Below are 17364 nucleotides of genomic sequence, written 5' to 3' on the forward strand. Positions count from 1 at the left end.
ATAAACAAGGTAATCTCTCTCTGAGATTACCTTGTTACCCATCAATTAGTTTGAACTCTGCCCTGCAGGGGCAGCTGGGGCATCCCAGGATCCACCAAGTGCCTTAATCAATCCCACGGTAGAGGTAAATTGACTACCCTTTATTTGGGCCTGAACGCGAATACCCGTTAATTGATTTTGCTGAACCAAAGCCAATGCTAAGGCTGTATCTAGCCCTGCCTGATAGCGAATATAGGAGAGCTCATAAGCCCGATTTAGATTAGCCACCGATTTATCTTCATTTGCCCTCGCAAGCTTAAGCTGCTGAACATTGCCTAGCGCATCCTGAACATCCTGAATGCCAGTCAAAACAGTTTGTTTGTAATTAGCCAATGAAAGCGCATAGCCCGCACTTGCATAATCTACGCCTGAGCTAATTCTTCCACCATCAAATAAAGTTTGCGCTGCTTGTAAACCAAAAGACCAAATCATAGAAGGCACTGCAAATAGACTTGGGATGCTATTTGACTGATAACCAACATAGGTTGGAGACAAAGTCAGCATAGGAAAATACGCAGACTTGGCAACGCCAATTTGCGCATTCGCCGCAGCCATCGCCCTTTCAGCTGAAGCAATATCGGGGCGACGCTCCAATAAAGCGCTTGGCACCGTTACAGGGACGACTGGCAAAGTATCGGGCAACTTTCCACCAGGCAAATGAAATCCCGCCGCAGGAATGCCGGCCAAAGTGGCTACTAAATTCTCTAACTCATTACGCTGCGCACGAAGTTGCTCTATTTGCGCCTTTGTCGACTCGGTCAATGCAGCCTGTTGAACCATATCTACTTCGCTCGATGCGCCAAGATCATGTCGCTTGGTAATTAAAGTTAAGACTTTCTCTTGTAAGCCAATCGAATCTTTGAGCGCACGAATTTCTTCATCGGTCTGCCTTAATCTAAAGTAGGCCTGCGCTAATTGACCTGTGAGGATTAACTGGGTATTTTCTTTATCAGCCTGCGCTTGCTGAACGGTATCCTGCGCTGCCTCAACGCTTCGACGAATTTGCCCAATCCAGTCAAACTCATAACTAGCAGATACATAAGGACTGAAGTTATTCTGAATAGTGGTGGCGTTTGGAACTTTGTAATTAGTTAGCGGACGATTTGCTGAAACCCTTTGATTCTCTGCTACTGCCCCAGCCTGTACAGTTGGCATAAATGCAGCAAATTGAATACCATACTGCGCTTTTGCTTGATCCAGTTTTGCTATAGACGCTTGCAAGGTTTGGTTATTTGCTAGGCACTTTGCCTCAAGCTCATTAAGCTCCTTATCACCAAAAATAGTCCACCAATCCTTCTTGGGAATGGCGTCTTTAGGATTGCCGGGCGCCCATACAATCCCATCGGCATCCTTGGTCGTTTTCCAGGTATCAGGCAAATCAACGGTGGGCCTGACATAGTCGGGACCAATAGGAGAGCAAGCCGTTATCACCAGCGAAAGTGCGCAGAGATATAAACGACTGTATTTCATTTCTTATCCTGAGGAGCTGGTTTGGCAGCCTCTGCTGGTTTTGGAGGCGCGGCAATCACTACCTTCTGACCATTTGCAATTGAGTCCATTGGATTGACAATCACCTGATCGGCGGGATCAAGACCCCCAACAATTTGTACAGAGCGGCCATAATCAATTCCAAGCGCTACCGTCTTTCTAAGCACTTGACCATTCTGTACTACCGCAACTTGAGTGCCCTGAGAGCCAAACATGAGGGTGTTGGTTGGCAATATCAGACGACCTTGATTATCTAAGGGCAAGGATGCCTGCACAAAGACGCCGGGCAATAAAAAGGTTTGCCCATCCGGAATCTCAATATCTACCTGTAGAGTCCGGGTAGCGACATCGATTGCGCCAGCAGTTCGGACAATTTTTCCTTCCACCACTTTATCTGGCGCCTCTGGTTTGTAGACCGAAACCTCCTGCCCAATCGTAATCGACTCTGAGCGCGCTTGTGGAACATACACATACAAATGTAAGTTTTTGGTTTGCGATACTCCAAATAAAGCTTGGGGGCTACCACCGTTACCAGGGTTCACCAAGTCACCCACATTGACGTTACGGCGAGAGACAATGCCATCAAATGGAGCGACGATCTTGCCAAACTTCAATAGCTCTTTTGTTCTTTGCAGAGTAGCTCGTGACTGTTTATAGGCTGCACTCTTCTCATCCAATTCCTGTTGAGAAACCGCATCTTCTTTACGCAATAAAGTCCAGCGCTCAAAAGCTACTTTTGCTAGATTAAAAGCGGCGTTAGCTTCATCAACCTGTTTATTTACCTCTGGAGTCTCTAGAATCGCCAAGACATCGCCCTGTTTTACAGGTGCGCCGATATCTTTAAACCATTCTTTTACATAACCTGGAGTGCGGGCGTAAATCAAGGTTTCGTTGTAACTCTCCACCGTACTTGGCAAGGTTAAATGCGCGTCTGCAGTACCACCATTAGCCTGAACGACAATCACATTCATGAGATTATTTTGAGCAGCACGCTCTTCCAATGTGCTGTTATTCATCAAACGCAAAATCACAATACGAATGACGCCAAGCAATAAAATAATTGCAATCGCAATCAGAATATTGCGGGCTAAACGCAGTATACGTTTACGCTTAGCGAGATCATGTTCGGGGCCATGAAGATCCGAAGTGGGTAAACCTCGGTTGGCGTGGCGTTCGTCGGTCATGTTGCGGTATTCCTTTCTTCCTTACGCAATGCAATCTGTCGGTGGAGCGATCCAAAGAGCACTGGTACAAATAATACGGTTGAAACTGTTGCGAATAAAAGACCGCCAATAACAGCTCGGCCTAAAGGTGCATTCTGCTCAGAGCCCTCTCCAAAGCCAATGGCCATCGGAATCATACCGATGATCATCGCTAAAGCCGTCATCAATACAGGGCGCAAACGGGTGGAACCCGCTTCCAGGGCTGCAGATAAGGCTGGCAAGCCTTCTTGCATGCGCTGACGTGCAAATGACACCACCAAAATACTATTGGCAGTAGCCACTCCCATCGTCATAATCGCTCCCGTTAAGGCTGGCACACTTAAATTAGTGCCAGTGAGCAGCAGCATCCATGCAATTCCTGCTAGCGCTGCAGGGAGCGCGGTAATGATGATGAAGGGATCCAGCCAAGACTGGAAATTGACTACGATGAGCAGGTAAACCAGAACCATCGCACCCAAAATACCAAAGCCTAAGCCCATATAAGAAGAACGCATGGTGGTAATCTGACCACGCAAAACCACTCTCGTGCCCGGGGGCAAATCTGCTTTAGCCCCATCAATCACATCCTGCACCGCATTGGCCACTGAACCCAAATCTTTACCACGTACGTTTGCATAAATATTAATTACCGGCTGAATATCAAAACGATCCACTACCGCAAATTCAGTGCCTGGTGTGAGATCAACCAAATTTCCCAAAATTTGATTAGGAGCCTTTGCGCCAGTACCGTTCATATTCGCAGGAGAATTAGTAGATCCTCCAATGGGTAGACCCAATAAATCATCTACTGAACTGATCCTGTATTGAGGTGCCTGCACATTAACGCTATAAACAATGTCATTGCCAGGGTTCAACCAAAACGCAGGGGCAGTTACTACGTTTCCAGATAGTGGCAACAAGATGTTCTGCGCAACATCTACTGGGTTTAATCCCATACCCTGAATCTTTGCCCGATTCATATTGAGCTTCAGCGTTGGATTATTCAAGCGCTCTTGAATATGCACATCTGCGGCGCCAGGAATACTGGTAATCTGACTCAGTAATGTGCTGGCATATTTTTCACTTGCTTCATAGTTCTTGCCGAGCACCTGCACGTCAATAGAAGCCGGTATGCCGAAATTCAGAATCTGTGTAACTACGTCAGCCGGCTGAACATAAAACTCCACACCTGGAAAGTCCTTACGCAGACGCGGCAACAACTGCTCAACATAATAGTTACTCGGCTTGTGGTCCTCAGTCAAAGAAATGAGAATATCGGCATCGATCGTACCGATGGTTCCCGAATTACTATAAGACAAGTTAATGCCGCTATATGGTAGGCCGATGTTATCAAGAATGGCGCCCATTTGATCTTCTGGGATTACCTCACGAACTACACCCTCGACTTGATTGACTATTTGGGCCGTTGTTTCAATCCGCGTTCCGGTAGGCGCACGTACATGCAACTTAATTTGACCCGTATCAATCTGAGGGAACAGGTCTCGCCCTAAGAATAAGAAAATTCCACAAGAAAGAATACAAAAGGTCAAAAAACCCTGCATAAATTGCTTGCGATGGGTTAATAAAAAGCTCAGGAGCAAGACATAACCAGCCCGAAAGCTTTCAAAATGCTCATTAAAACGACTGTGCACATGATGAATCCATGCAGTCACTTTATTGGTACTTTCCTGATGCCCCATCATCATCAAAGCCAATGTAGGAACCAAAGTGCGCGAAAGGATATAAGAGGCCAGCATGGCAAAAACCACAGCCTCAGCCAAGGGTACAAACAAGTAACGTGCCACACCACCCAAAAAGAACATAGGCACGAACACAATACAAATACACAAGGTAGATACGAATGCAGGAATTGCTATCTCGCCAGCGCCATCCAAAATTGCGTTATAGAGATCGGTACCCATGTGCAGGTGACGCTCAATGTTTTCGATGGTTACCGTTGCATCATCGACCAAGATACCCACCGCAAGAGCTAAACCACCCAGGGTCATGATATTGATGGTTTCCCCAATCGCGTGTAAGGCCAGAATTGAAGAGAAAATCGATAGGGGAATGGAGATGGCAATAATGGTGGTTATCCGCCAGTTACCCAAAAACAATAAGAGCATCAAGGCTGTTAAGAGCGCTGCAATTAAAGCCTCATGGATCACACCATTCACAGCCGCCTTAACAAAGATCGACTGATCACTTAAGAAGTTGGTTTCAATACCCTTGGGTGCAAGAGCCATCACGCCAGGCAACTTCTCTTTGATACCAGCCACAACATCCAAAGTAGATGCGCCGCCGTTTTTAAGTACAGAGAGCAAAACCCCACGTGAGCCATTTTGGTGAACGATATTGGTTTGAGGGTTAAATCCATCGCGCACGTGAGCAACATCTCGCAAGAAGGTAGTGGCTCCATTGCTTGTCTTCACTGGGATGGCATTTAATCCCTCAATAGAATTAGGCGAACCATTGAGGGCTACGGTGTATTCAGTTTCACCAATCTTTGCGGTTCCTGAAGGCAAGATCAAGTTCTGCGCATTGACCGCATTAATGATGTCGGTTGAAGAAAGACCCTTTGCCAACAAAGCGCTTGGATCCAAGTCCACAGAAACTACCCTAATTTTTCCACCATATGGGTAGGGAATGGCGGCCCCCGGAATGGTCACCAATGGTGGCCGAATAATATTGGTAGCACTATCAAACAATTCTTGGTCGGATAGCGTCTTACTAGATAAACCAATCTGAATCACCGGCACGCTGGAAGCGGTATATTTGATAATCAGGGGGGACAAGGTTCCCGGTGGGAAATTCTTCAGCAGAGCCTGGGATACTGCAACGACCTGTGCAATTGCCATCTCAATATTGACGTTCGGCTGAAAATAAATCTTCACAATACCAATACCAGGCAAAGTTTGCGACTCAATCCGCTCAATGTCATTAACAGTGGTTGTTAAGCTTCTTTCATCGGTCTGAATGATCCGAGAAGCCATCTCTTGGGCTGATAGGCCGTTATAGGTCCAAATAACACTAATGACAGGGATATTAATATCTGGCAGCACGTCCACTGGTGTGCGCATGATTGCCAACGGGGTGGCAAAAAGGATAACAATCGCCATCACAATAAAGGTATACGGTCGTGTGAGCGCTAAACGAACAATCCACATTTAAGACGCACTCCTAGTATTAGTATTTTTCATCTCTTTTTTATTCTTTTGCTCAGATTGACTCAGCAGCCTCATACACCTGCTCCAAAAATTTAACAATCAAACTGAGGTCTTTTTTGTTCACTTTTGATAAAAGAGCGGCTCGAAAACGATCCGCCTCAATTTCAATCTTTTTATAGAGAGCGGCGCCACTCTTGGTAAGTAAAACAAATTTCATCCTCTTATCAACAGTAGATGGTTGACGTGATACTAAGCCATGCCGAACCAATCTATCGATCATTGGAACCATGCTAGGAGGCTCAACCCCCACTCGCTTGGCTAATTCAATTTGTGAGAGCGGTTCATCGGAGCGCGCAATAAATGCAATTGTCATCCACCCGGTTTGCCCCACACCCAAATCCTTCAGACGACGATCGAGAGCCTGCTTGTAAGCGCGAGCGGCACTATGAAGCATGACAGAAAATTGCTCTTCTAGCGTAGTCATGAGGAAATCGTGCATATTCGTTAGAATTCTATCCAATTGAGCATATTAATACCTATTCGTTATTTTTGCTTGCAGCTCATTTTTTAATATCCAAATACACTTACGGTCACCACACAGCTTAAAAAGGAATAAAAATGAGTCTGATTGAAAAATTAAAATGGCGTTATGCAGCAAAAAAGATGGATCCGAGCAAGCCGGTGCCTGAGGGGAAGGTCGGGCAAATTCTGGAGGCAATCCGCCTTACTGCAAGTTCCAGTGGTTTGCAGCCCTATGTAGTGCTGGTAGTAACCAATCAGGAGGTGAAGGAACAGATAAAACCAATTGCCTGGGGCCAGTCACAAATTACGGATTGCTCCCATTTACTAGTTTTTGCAGCCTGGGATACCTATACAGCTGATCGCATCAATCAGATGTACGATTTTGCTAATGAGGAGCGCAATATCAAGAGCGAAGCGGCCATGGCCTATCGCCAAAACCTCCTCAAGAATTACCCCACCAGGGATCCTGAAATCAATTTCACACATGCCGCTAAACAAGCCTACATTGGCCTAGGTACAGCCCTCATTGCTGCAGCCTACGAGCAAGTCGATTGCACCCCGATGGAAGGCTTTGATCCAGCTGCCCTTGACGTCATTCTCAATCTCAAGGAAAAAGGCCTGCGTAGCGTTCTAATGCTCCCACTAGGTTATAGACAATTAGATGAAGATTGGCTAGTTAACCTGAAGAAAGTCAGACGCCCTACAGAGGATTTTGTGATTAATGTAGCTTGAAATAGCCATCTTCCAAGCAATTAGGCTTAAAGACTCGGCCACAATCACAGCCGAGTCTAGCCAGCATACTTTTCAAGGGCATGCCAGCCAAAGCTGAGTAAGGGGAGTAGATCTACCGCGAATGCAGTGACCTCTTTAATGAGCGTGTTTGAGCAAACAATATTGCGTGGCAATTGCTTGCGAATAATCCATCCTTTTAGCTTAAGGGCTTTTTCAAGCTCCACTGGAACCTCATCAAATCCCCTAGGAATGCGAGCTAAGGTATGAGAGTAATCGAGTTCATAACCCTTACGCTTTAAGGACTTCTCTAGAGATAGCCAGGCCTTAGGGTTATCTAAAATTCCTTGTCGCAATTTCTTTAAGACAGGTGGTTCTGGCTGCATATATCCAGCCGCCACCCTACTGCCTAATGGATCAAGACGAAAGTACAGCACGCCAGAGGAATGTTTATCGCCTGTTCTTGTAAATAAACCACTAGCATGCATGTTGTATGGATGTTTGGCTTTTGAAAATCGAGCGTCGCGATTAATTCTATAAAGGGATCTTTTGGGGTCACCCCACAATGGCACCTCCTTTGCAGCCAAGCTCGCAGATAAGGCATCAGCAAAGGACTTCATTGGCTCGCGTACGAAGTCCTCATACTCCGAGCGATGCTCTGCAAACCAGATCCTGTTTTGGTTGTTGGTCAATGCCTCTAAAAATAGAAAGGCCTTGGGATCAAATCCAGGAAACTTATTGGTGGAGGTTTTAGTCATGTTTTTTTGCGAACAGGGCGATTGCAGCATTTTGACTTTATAGTACCTGATAAGAGTCAATCTGGCACCTATCCTCTTCAGGAACCCAAATGAAAGCAAGTAGCTCATTAATTAAAGCATTCGTATTGGTGATAGCACTTTTATTTACAATGCCCCTTTTTGCAGCGCCTGCGCAAATCATCATTCTTAGGCACGGTGAAAAGCGTAATGAGTTTGATTTATGTGCCACCGGAAAATTACGCTCAAAAGCATTAACGGAATATTATCTGGGCCAAGGGGCAAAAAGCTCCTTATTTACTCTTTCACCACCTGCCGCTTTCTTTGCAATTACCCTTCACACGCTAGAGTTTATTGGCCCTATTGCAGGCACATGGAAAATGCCGGTGATTGCTTATGTGGTTCAAGCATCCCATAAAAGTCCCAGCGCACTCACGCAGTCACTGAATCAACAAACTCAAGAACTTGCAAAAGGGCTTTTTGAAAATCCCTACTGGAATGGAAAGACGGTTGTATTGTCATGGGAGCATTTCCACATAGCAAATGCCGAACTTGAAAAGTCTTTTCCCAATCAAGAAGTCACACTCAGGCAACTTTTAAAACTAGATACCCTAAAAGATCCCAAGGTACCAAAGACCTGGCCAGACTCAAACTACGACTATTTTTGGATTATTCATTACAACGCAGATGGCCTGCCAGAAAAGTTTGAAGTAGTCCAACAAATTTTTGGCTCTGCCTACCCCAAAGTCCCAACAAACAAATGGGGTGAACCAGAGCCAAGCTCAATTCTTTCAACATGTATACCTTAAATACAAAAATACCAGCCCGTAAGCTGGTATTTTTAATCACTTATTGCTTGAAAGTTTCCAGAATTTTTTGATGAATCAGCCCAGTAGGCTGCTCTAGCTGTACTAGCATGGTGTAGTGGTTCTTACCCGGAATCTCTACAAAAGAATTAGGGTGAGCAGTCTTGGCAATCTTCTTAGTAAAGTTATGGGATTGGCGTCGCATTTCACTCAACTCCGCTCCGCCTACAAAAATATAGATGGGCGTCTTCCCTGGGGGCACATGCATCATCGGAGAATTTTTATCCGCAATCGCCTGATCCATTTTGAGGTTTGTATTTAAATAAGAGCCAATTAAAGGCTCTAGCTCATAAATACCGCTAATAGGAATAGCAGCTTTCATTTTGACGCTATCCATTGAAGTGATGGTGAGATGGCCGCCAGATGACCAGCCCGTCAAAATAACTTGATTGGGATTTCCGCCCCACTGTGCAAGATGATTGCCGATGAATTCAACTGCTTTTTTGGAAGATGAAACAATCTCGTCCATATTCGCTTGCGGCGCCAATGGATAACCCACCATGGCAACGCTAATTCCCTCTTTTAAGAAATGATCAGCAATGAATGCAAAATCATTTTTTGAGCGCATTTGCCAAAAACCACCATGGATAAAAATCACAACTGGAGTATTTTTTCCAGCTGAGAAGTAATCAATCTTTTCGCGCTCCAATGGGCCATAAGAAATATCTAAATACTCTGGATGCGCAGCTCTAAATGCCTGACTGCGCTCAACCCAACCATCAAACATGGCTTTGCTCTCTGGAACAGCTTTTGAATTATTGTATGAATCATCCAGAGTTTGCTGATTCATCTGATGCCAGTCCGGGAAATTTTGTGCGTACATAGCTTGAGTAAAAAAAGTGATTAATGCAAATAAAACTAGTTTGAGCAATTTCATACTATCCCCTATCAATATATTCTTTTTTTAATTTACCTCAGTCTTCGGCCGACTAAAAACATCATATTCGCTTTACGCACCTAAATGGGGTAAAAATGGTCGCATCAAGGATGCCTAGCCCCTCCAAAGGCGACAGATTAGAATCAAATCATGAAACTAAGCTTATTTTTAGCATTTCTTATAAATCTAATTTTTATGGGGCATGTGATGGCCTACGATGAGCCGCAGTACAAAGTGCTTTATAGCAGTCAAAATATCGAAATTAGACAATATGCCCCCATGCTCATTGCGCAGGTATATGTCGATGGCGATATGGATGAAGCTTCTAACAAAGGCTTTCGCTTGATTGCCAGCTATATTTTTGGCAACAATCAGTCGGTCACCCAATCGGATCCTGAGAAAATCGCCATGACGACCCCTGTGACTATAGAACCTCAAGCTGAAAAAATCCCAATGACAGCACCAGTGGCCATTGAACCCCAATCTCAAGAGGGAAATTTGGTGAGCTCACAAAAATGGCGCGTGCATTTTGTGATGCCTAGCCAATACACACTTGCCAATATTCCAAAGCCAAAAGATAGCTCAGTTCAGTTAAAAGAACTTCCTGAGCAATATTTTGTAGCACTTCAATACTCTGGTTTTAATACAGCTGGAAAGGTACAGCAACGTTCTCATGAACTACAAGCTTGGTCAAAAGATCAAGGATTAACCATTAGAAGCACTGCGCAACTTGCGAGATATAACCCGCCATGGACTCTGCCGATGTTTCGCAGGAATGAAATCCTGATGGAGATTGCCAAACCTGATTTAAGCAAAATGAAATCTGCAGAGTAAAAGGGAGTCGTTTGAAAGCTTTTTATGCGGATCATTTCGTACTGCCACTACCGGAGGGTCATCGCTTTCCGATGGAAAAGTATGCTCAATTAAGAGACTTGGTCAGCGCAATAGATGGTGTAGAGTTAGTTGAAGCACCTGCGGCAAGTGATACTCAAATTTTGTATGCTCATGATCCTGTGTATCTTATCCATGTCTTAGAAGGAAGTCTTAGCGCCCAAGAACAAAGAGAGATTGGTTTTCCATGGAGTACTCAAATGGTCGAACGATCCCGCAGATCAGCGGGGGCTACGATTGCGGCGGCCAAAACTTCTCTCAAGGAAGGCATTGCTGCCAATCTTGCAGGTGGAACACACCATGCGTATCGCAACAAGGGTAGCGGATTTTGTGTTTTTAATGATTCGGTAATTGCTGCTCGAAGTCTGCAACGAGAAGTTCACTCGAAATTGAAAATTGCTATTATTGATTTAGATGTGCATCAAGGTAATGGCACCGCATCTATTTTAGAAAATGACTCCAGCATTTTTACTATGTCGATTCACGGTGAAAGCAACTACCCTTTTCAAAAAGAAAATAGCGATTTAGATATTGGCCTGGCGGATGGCTGCACCGATGCGACATACCTCAATTCATTGCTGATGGGATTGGATCAATTAAGCACCCGCTTTCAAGCGGATTGCATCATTTACTTGGCGGGCGCAGATCCACATGAAAATGATCGACTAGGTAGACTGAAGATTACCCAAGCAGGCATGCGAAAAAGAGATGAGGCTGTATTTCAGTATGCAAAAGATCTTCAAATACCCATCGCATTTTCAATGGCTGGAGGGTATGGCAAGTCAATTGATTCCACAGTTGCCATTCACTATCAAACCATCATAACGGCTGCCCATTTTCAAAAAAATTAGCCCTTAGGCATTCTTATTTTTGAGCTTCTTACAAGCATCTGAGCAGTACTTCACTTCTTCCCAATTTTTTGCCCAGGATTTTCTCCATACCATCTCTCTTTTGCATACCAGGCAGGTTTTGCTGGGCAAGGTACTTTTATTTCCTTTAAAGGTGACAGTCATTGCTTATTTCTAGAGTTGATCGAGATTGTGCAGTAATTGTTGAGCGTGCAGGACAATTTGATCTTGATCCTCCTGGCTAATTTTATTGAGGTTGGCCGTCATCAATCTTGTTCTGGGGCTAGCCTCAAATTGAGCGCGATGCTTGATCAAGAAATTCCAATACAGCGTTGTTATTGGGCAAGCAGTTTCACCGAAGCGAATGTCAGGCTTATATTTGCAGGTGTTGCAATAGTTACTCATGCGCTTAATATACGCACCGCTAGCAATATAGGGCTTACTGGTAAAGCGGCCACCATTGGCAAACAAAGCCATTCCAGCCGTATTGGGCAACTCAACCCATTCAATCGCATCTACATAGATTGCCAAATACCAATCGCATACTTCCCTTGGCAGTATTTCTGCTAATAAGGCAAAGTTTCCAGTCACCATCAGGCGCTGAATATGATGAGCATAACCATACCGGAGAGTTTGACCAATGGCATCCCTCATACAGGACATGCCTGTCTCCCCCGTCCAATACCAATTGGGTAAGGCCCTACTGTGTTCGTAATAGTTATCTTGCGCCATTTTGGGCATATCTAGGTAGTACATACCACGCACGAATTCCCGCCAACCCAAAATTTGGCGAATAAAACCTTCCACCGTTGCCAGATCTAAGGTGTATTTTTTCCAAGCCTCTAAAACGCTTGCAATGACTTCTCGTGGATTTAGTAACTTCAGATTCAGCGCACTTGAAAGAATCGAATGCCAACCAAATGGGGTATCAGTCCACATCGCATCTTGATACACGCCGAAATTTCGCAAGCGATAATCAACAAAATAAGCAAGCGCTTCAAGCGCTTGATCTCTGCTTACAGGCCAGTTAAAAGCAAGCAATGAACCAGGATGATCTTGATAGGTCGCTTCAACATAATCAATAACCTCTTTTGTGATGCAATCAATTTCAAAGCTCGCGGGCGGATCTATTATCCCGGGGCCTTTTTTTGGATAAGGCTTGCGATTATCTTGATCGAAGTTCCACTGACCCCCAATTGGGTTGCCCTCCTCATCAACCAAGATACGGTGGGTCTTGCGCATCTGTCGATAAAAATATTCCAGCCTAAATTCTTTTCGATTAGCGGCCCACAGCTCAAACTCCTGGTGTGAGCAAAAAAAGTGTTCATCTTCGCGCATCTCCAAACGTAAATCGAGCTCTTGAGCGAGTAGTGCAATCTCCTGCTTTAAACGCCATTCACCCGGGGTTATACATACCAAATGAGTAACTCGATCTTCAAGAATTTGCTGCCTGAGAGTCTCAACAATCGAGAAAGGGGATTCCTTGATATAAGTAAGAGGGTAATGTAACTTCTCAAGCGTATGTGCGAAGTGGCGCATTGCCGCTAAAAACAATGCAATTTTTGCCTTATGGGACCAGACATATTGAGCCTCCTGCACTGACTCAATCATGATGACTCGATCAACCTTTTGATCAAAGTCCCTTAAGGCAGCACTATTTATATCGAGCTGATCGCCCAGAATCAGCACCAACTTCTTGGATAGAGTCATTTATTCTTATACTGAGTGGGGCAGTAGGCTCGTCCTACATCCTTACTTCTCAATGCCTTGTGTTTTGTGACTCTGCCAGTCACGCGCTTACGCCACAATTCAAAAGAACTGCGTTTGAGCTCTGAGCGCATGATCTCGATCACCCGCGACTCATTGAGTCCATAGAGCCTTTCAATAGCATCAAAGGGGGTTCTATCTTCCCAAGCCATTTCAATCAGGCGGGATAAATCAGCTGAGGAGAGTATGTTTAAGGAGAGATTTGGCACTGTGCAAGTTTAAGACTTTTTAACTAAACTGGCAGAAAGTCACTATATTTACAGGCCTGTCGGCATGATTGGAAAAATTCGCAGAAAGCTATGCACTATTCAATCAACTTCCCAGCAAAAGGAAACGGAAGTCATCTGCCCAATCTGTGAGCGCCCTATTCCACCATCGCAAAAGGATGCCCATCATTTAGCGCCAAAATCAAAAGGCGGTAAAACCACCCAATACCTTCACAGAATCTGCCATAGACAAATTCATGCTTTATTTACTGAAACAGAACTGGCGATTGAGCTCAATAACTCAGATGCACTCAGATCAGCACCAGAAATGCAACGCTTCATCGGCTGGGTTCAATCAAAACCTAGCGGGTTTTACGAGAAAGCGCGCAAAAGCAGTCGACTTAAAGATAAACGCCCATAAACCCAATATATGACTACACACCCCAAACCAACGGCTTTAGCCCCACATTTTGATTTTCAGAAAGTAACCCCCAAGTGGAGTCTTAACCCGGCAAGAACTGAAATCACCCGCGAATTTATATTCGCAAACTTTGACTACGCTTTTGAGTTTATGACGCTGTGCGCACAATACGCCAAAGAGATTGATCATCATCCTGACTGGTCAAACTCTTGGAATAAGGTCAGCGTAAGTCTGAGTACCCACTCAGCAAAGGCACTGACTCAATTAGATATTCTGCTAGCACAGGCTATGGAAGACGCCTATCAAAAAGTGCTAGCGAACAGCAAATGAATCATTGCTCTTTTGGATCGAGTTTGGCAGTAGCGCCATTGGCGTCAATACTTAACTGCGCATCAACCATGAGATCGGTGATGCGCATAATCACACCATATTGATTTTTAAGATCCGCCCCATTGACACCGAGCTCAATCACAATTGCGCCATCAGGCTGAGAGTATGTGCCAGAAAAGATATCTAAGCCTAATAAATCTGCCGTTTGACCTTTCATCAGCAAGCCATACTCCTTGGGATAAGCGCTTAACTTGAGGCCGTAAATCTTAAAGGGATAGAAAATTCCTTTGTACTTTAATGTGCCGTCCAAAGTTTCAGTGACGGCAGCGCCACCCGAAATCTCAATTCCAGCCACCTCTGTGTATGTGAAATTAGAGTATTTTTTCGTAATGGCTGCGGCATGAACATCCAGGCTCAGCCAGCCGAGCGCCAATATCAGAATGGAGGCAAGTGTTCTAAATTGGTGCATTGTCATTGGTTTACTCCTGAGTGTGATTGGCAAATCTTAGCTCTTATGACTCATTAGATTAAACTATTTCCATGAATCTGCCATCACACCAACTGACCATGACGGTCTTAATGACCCCCGATAAAACGAATTTTTTTGGCAATGTGCATGGTGGAGATGTTCTGAAGTTACTCGATCAAGTAGCCTATGCTTGTGCCAGTCGTTACGCCGGTCGACACGTAGTCACCCTCAGCGTTGACCAGGTCACCTTTAAGCAACCTATTCACGTAGGTGAGCTATTAACCTTCTTAGCATCGGTCAATCACACTGGCACCTCTTCTATTGAAGTGGGCATCAAGGTAATCGCTGAAAATATTTTGACCAAAGTAGTCAGGCACGTGAATAGCTGCTTCTTAACGATGGTAGCCATGGACGAAAATCGCAAGCCGATTGCAGTGCCAAAATTTATCCCAACGACGCCTGATGAAATTCGGCGTAATAAAAGCGCGATCCTCAGAAAAGAAATGCGTAAAGAACTGGAAGAAAAGTTCAATGCAATTCGAGTTTCCCCAAACTAAAGCCTACAGATCAAGATCTTTCAACGCACGGGCGATCACTAGGCGTTGAATCTCACTAGTGCCCTCATAAATCTGGGTAATACGTGCATCACGGTAGTAACGCTCAACAGGATAGTCCTCTAGATAGCCATAGCCACCATAAATTTGAATCGCTTTTGAGCATACTGACTCTGCCATTTCAGAAGCAAATAATTTAGCTTGAGAAGCTTCAGACAAACAAGGTAATCCGCGTTCGCGCATGCTTGCAGCCTGCAATATCAATAAACGTGCCGCATTAATCTGAGTTTGCATGTCCGCCAAGAAATTCGCAATGCTCTGGTGATCAATTAAGGGAATGCCAAACTGAATTCGCTCTTTTGAGTATTTAAGTGCTGATTCAAAGGCAGCTCTAGCAATTCCAAGCGCTTGGGCAGCAATACCAATACGCCCACCCTCTAGATTGGAAAGTGCAATAGCCAAACCTTTCCCGCGGGGACCAAGCAAATTGGACTCTGGAATAACGCACTGATCTAAAGTAATTGCGCAGGTATCAGACCCACGGATTCCCAACTTTTTTTCAACTCGATTCACTATAAAACCGGGAGTATCGGTTGGAACCAAGAAGGCGGAAATGCCCTTTTTACCAAGCTCAGGATCTGTCACAGCAAAAACAATGGCCAACCTGGCTCTTTTACCATTACTCACAAACTGCTTGGAGCCATTGAGAGTCCAGGAGCCATCTTTTAAGACTGCTTTAGTTCTTAAATTATTCGCTTCCGATCCAGCTTGAGGCTCAGTCAAGCAAAAGCAGCCAATTGCGCGACCAGTTGCCAATTCTCTCAACCAAGTTTCTTTCTGCTCATCTGTGCCGTATTTCATAATCGGGCCACAACCAACCGAGTTATGAATACTCATAATGGCCCCAACTGCGCCATCACCTGCAGAAATCTCTTCTACCGCAAGAGCATAAGAAACATAATCGACATTAGCTCCACCCCACTCTTCAGGCACATTCATACCCAATAAACCCAATTCACCCATTTGGGCTATGACCCCATCATCAATCCAACCCTCATGATCCCAACGCTCACCATGTGGGGCGAGTTCATTTTTGGCAAAATCTCTTGCCATGTCCTGAACCATAATTTGCTCTTCTGAGAGTTCGAGAAACGCCATACCTATATCCTTCAGGAATTATCAATACTGACTTAGTAATGGGAATAATTCACGTATTTTTTGTTCATTTAATTCCGCCAAAGTGTAAGCCCACTGAGGTGAATTATCTTTGTCAATAATCAAAGCCCGAATCCCCTCTACAAAATCGCCGACCTCAATCCAGCGACTAGATAAGGCGAGTTCCATCGCAAAGCATTGCGAAATACTGAGATGTTTACCTCGACTCACTGTTTCACGGGCGCCGACCATAGCAATTGGGGATCTTTTTTTCATAAGCTCAGCTGTCTCACCAATCCAAGCGGGGGCATTTGCGGCAAGCTGATCCAAGCGAGCAATTATTTGCCCTACGCTTCCTAATGAAAAAGTAGCATCAATGAGCTCCTGCCTTTCCATCAATTGCGCATTGTGAGGTTTATTACGCGCACCTAAATCGAGCAAAATTACTTTAATTTGATCTGCAGTAGATTTTTGCTGATCCAAAGCTTCTAAACACTCTTGAAATCTGGCTAATTGTTCTGAAGGCAAAATCCAATCGACCAGGTGTGCGTACAAAGCGTCTTCAGCACCCAGGGTGACGCCCGTCAAAGCCAAGTATTGCCCAATACTTCCGGGGCATTTCGATAAGAAATGACTGCCACCAACATCTGGAAAGTAACCAATTGCTACTTCAGGCATAGATATTTTTGAACGCTCGGTTGCCACTCTAAAACTAGCGCCTTGAGAAATTCCCATACCACCACCCATCACATAACCATTCATGAGAGCAATATAGGGCTTTGAATAACGATATATATATTCGTTCAAATCATATTCATCGCGAAAAAAATGAGCGTGCTCATCCCGTCCTGAGGTAATACTCTCATATAGACTGCGTATGTCGCCTCCAGCACAAAAGGCCTTCTCACCTTCGCCTCTCACTAAAACTGCTAGCACCTCTGGATCCTTCTCCCACTCCTTGAGCGTTTGGTGCATTAATTGAATCATTGGATAATTCAACGCATTTAATGCCTTTGGACGATTCAAGGTAATCAGACCAAGTCCGCTTCTCTTCTCAAAAAAAATATCGTTACTCATC

The 17364-nt window shown here is 44.7% G+C and carries 19 protein-coding genes; 7 read left to right on the forward strand and 12 right to left on the reverse strand.

All coding sequences use genetic code 11. The annotated features are described in order from the left end of the window. Positions 1 to 45: 45 nt before the first annotated feature. The 4 genes from M2125_RS06270 to M2125_RS06285 are packed head-to-tail and all read right to left on the reverse strand — an operon-like array spanning position 46 to position 6380. Positions 46 to 1509: an efflux transporter outer membrane subunit gene (locus tag M2125_RS06270; protein WP_280742718.1), complete on the reverse strand. Its 1464-nt coding sequence runs from the start codon at positions 1507 to 1509 to the stop codon at positions 46 to 48. Next, positions 1506 to 2711, reverse strand: a complete 1206-nt coding sequence (locus tag M2125_RS06275; RefSeq protein ID WP_280742719.1) for an efflux RND transporter periplasmic adaptor subunit — start codon at positions 2709 to 2711, stop codon at positions 1506 to 1508. The genes M2125_RS06270 and M2125_RS06275 overlap by 4 nt, the downstream gene beginning before the upstream one ends. Beyond that, complete coding sequence (locus M2125_RS06280; protein ID WP_076024270.1) at positions 2708 to 5896, reverse strand: efflux RND transporter permease subunit; 3189 nt, start codon at positions 5894 to 5896, stop codon at positions 2708 to 2710. Before M2125_RS06280 ends, M2125_RS06275 begins: the two co-directional genes overlap by 4 nt. A gap of 52 nt (positions 5897 to 5948) precedes the next feature. Then, positions 5949 to 6380 (reverse strand): MarR family winged helix-turn-helix transcriptional regulator, encoded by a 432-nt coding sequence (locus tag M2125_RS06285; RefSeq protein ID WP_280742720.1) that lies wholly within the window; start codon positions 6378 to 6380, stop codon positions 5949 to 5951. A gap of 134 nt (positions 6381 to 6514) precedes the next feature. Between M2125_RS06285 and M2125_RS06290 the strand changes: the two genes are divergently transcribed. Then, on the forward strand, positions 6515 to 7150 hold the full coding sequence (locus M2125_RS06290; protein WP_280742721.1) for an NAD(P)H-dependent oxidoreductase: 636 nt from the start codon (positions 6515 to 6517) through the stop codon (positions 7148 to 7150). 56 nt (positions 7151 to 7206) lie between these two features. Here M2125_RS06290 and M2125_RS06295 read toward each other — a convergent pair whose 3' ends face one another. Continuing rightward, positions 7207 to 7905: a DUF2461 domain-containing protein gene (locus M2125_RS06295; protein ID WP_280742035.1), complete on the reverse strand. Its 699-nt coding sequence runs from the start codon at positions 7903 to 7905 to the stop codon at positions 7207 to 7209. Between the two features lie 89 nt (positions 7906 to 7994). On the opposite strand from M2125_RS06295, the gene M2125_RS06300 reads away from it, so the two are divergent. Next, positions 7995 to 8711 carry a hypothetical protein gene (locus M2125_RS06300; RefSeq protein WP_076023874.1) on the forward strand — a complete coding sequence of 239 codons (717 nt, stop codon included), beginning with the start codon at positions 7995 to 7997 and terminating at the stop codon, positions 8709 to 8711. 40 nt (positions 8712 to 8751) lie between these two features. Here M2125_RS06300 and M2125_RS06305 read toward each other — a convergent pair whose 3' ends face one another. After that, the gene (locus M2125_RS06305) at positions 8752 to 9645 is read right to left on the reverse strand and encodes an alpha/beta hydrolase (protein ID WP_083657535.1); all 894 of its coding nucleotides are present in this window, start codon (positions 9643 to 9645) and stop codon (positions 8752 to 8754) included. Positions 9646 to 9795: 150 nt separating this feature from the next. Between M2125_RS06305 and M2125_RS06310 the strand changes: the two genes are divergently transcribed. After that, entirely contained in the window at positions 9796 to 10479 is a 684-nt protein-coding gene (locus M2125_RS06310) for an SOUL family heme-binding protein (RefSeq protein ID WP_076023875.1), read from the forward strand. A gap of 11 nt (positions 10480 to 10490) precedes the next feature. After that, complete coding sequence (locus tag M2125_RS06315) at positions 10491 to 11387, forward strand: histone deacetylase family protein (RefSeq protein WP_277542444.1); 897 nt, start codon at positions 10491 to 10493, stop codon at positions 11385 to 11387. Between the two features lie 3 nt (positions 11388 to 11390). Here the strand turns inward: M2125_RS06315 and M2125_RS06320 are convergent, their stop codons facing one another. The 3 genes from M2125_RS06320 to M2125_RS06330 are packed head-to-tail and all read right to left on the reverse strand — an operon-like array spanning position 11391 to position 13360. Continuing rightward, a complete protein-coding gene (locus M2125_RS06320; RefSeq protein ID WP_076023877.1) occupies positions 11391 to 11549 on the reverse strand; it encodes a DUF2256 domain-containing protein in 159 nt (52 codons plus the stop codon). Between the two features lie 9 nt (positions 11550 to 11558). Further along, positions 11559 to 13094, reverse strand: a complete 1536-nt coding sequence (locus M2125_RS06325; protein ID WP_280742722.1) for a cryptochrome/photolyase family protein — start codon at positions 13092 to 13094, stop codon at positions 11559 to 11561. Next, a complete protein-coding gene (locus M2125_RS06330; protein ID WP_280742723.1) occupies positions 13091 to 13360 on the reverse strand; it encodes a TIGR03643 family protein in 270 nt (89 codons plus the stop codon). The genes M2125_RS06325 and M2125_RS06330 overlap by 4 nt, the downstream gene beginning before the upstream one ends. Before the next feature lie 64 nt (positions 13361 to 13424). Here M2125_RS06330 and M2125_RS06335 point away from each other — a divergent pair, with 64 nt between their 5' ends. Both M2125_RS06335 and M2125_RS06340 read left to right on the forward strand, forming a co-directional pair. Next, a complete protein-coding gene (locus M2125_RS06335; protein ID WP_280742724.1) occupies positions 13425 to 13778 on the forward strand; it encodes an HNH endonuclease signature motif containing protein in 354 nt (117 codons plus the stop codon). Positions 13779 to 13787: 9 nt separating this feature from the next. After that, positions 13788 to 14108, forward strand: a complete 321-nt coding sequence (locus M2125_RS06340) for a 4a-hydroxytetrahydrobiopterin dehydratase (RefSeq protein ID WP_076023881.1) — start codon at positions 13788 to 13790, stop codon at positions 14106 to 14108. Between the two features lies 1 nt (position 14109). On the opposite strand, the gene M2125_RS06345 is transcribed toward M2125_RS06340, so the two are convergent. After that, entirely contained in the window at positions 14110 to 14583 is a 474-nt protein-coding gene (locus M2125_RS06345; protein ID WP_076023882.1) for a hypothetical protein, read from the reverse strand. 65 nt (positions 14584 to 14648) lie between these two features. Between M2125_RS06345 and M2125_RS06350 the strand changes: the two genes are divergently transcribed. Then, positions 14649 to 15134, forward strand: coding sequence for an acyl-CoA thioesterase (locus tag M2125_RS06350; protein ID WP_076023883.1), 486 nt, complete (start codon positions 14649 to 14651; stop codon positions 15132 to 15134). A gap of 3 nt (positions 15135 to 15137) precedes the next feature. Here M2125_RS06350 and M2125_RS06355 read toward each other — a convergent pair whose 3' ends face one another. Both M2125_RS06355 and M2125_RS06360 read right to left on the reverse strand, forming a co-directional pair. Then, positions 15138 to 16289: an acyl-CoA dehydrogenase family protein gene (locus tag M2125_RS06355; protein ID WP_280742725.1), complete on the reverse strand. Its 1152-nt coding sequence runs from the start codon at positions 16287 to 16289 to the stop codon at positions 15138 to 15140. A gap of 21 nt (positions 16290 to 16310) precedes the next feature. After that, complete coding sequence (locus tag M2125_RS06360; protein WP_280742726.1) at positions 16311 to 17363, reverse strand: enoyl-CoA hydratase/isomerase family protein; 1053 nt, start codon at positions 17361 to 17363, stop codon at positions 16311 to 16313. Between the last annotated feature and the right edge of the window lies 1 nt (position 17364).

Source organism: Polynucleobacter sphagniphilus (genome assembly GCF_029892205.1).
Lineage (GTDB): Bacteria > Pseudomonadota > Gammaproteobacteria > Burkholderiales > Burkholderiaceae > Polynucleobacter > Polynucleobacter sphagniphilus.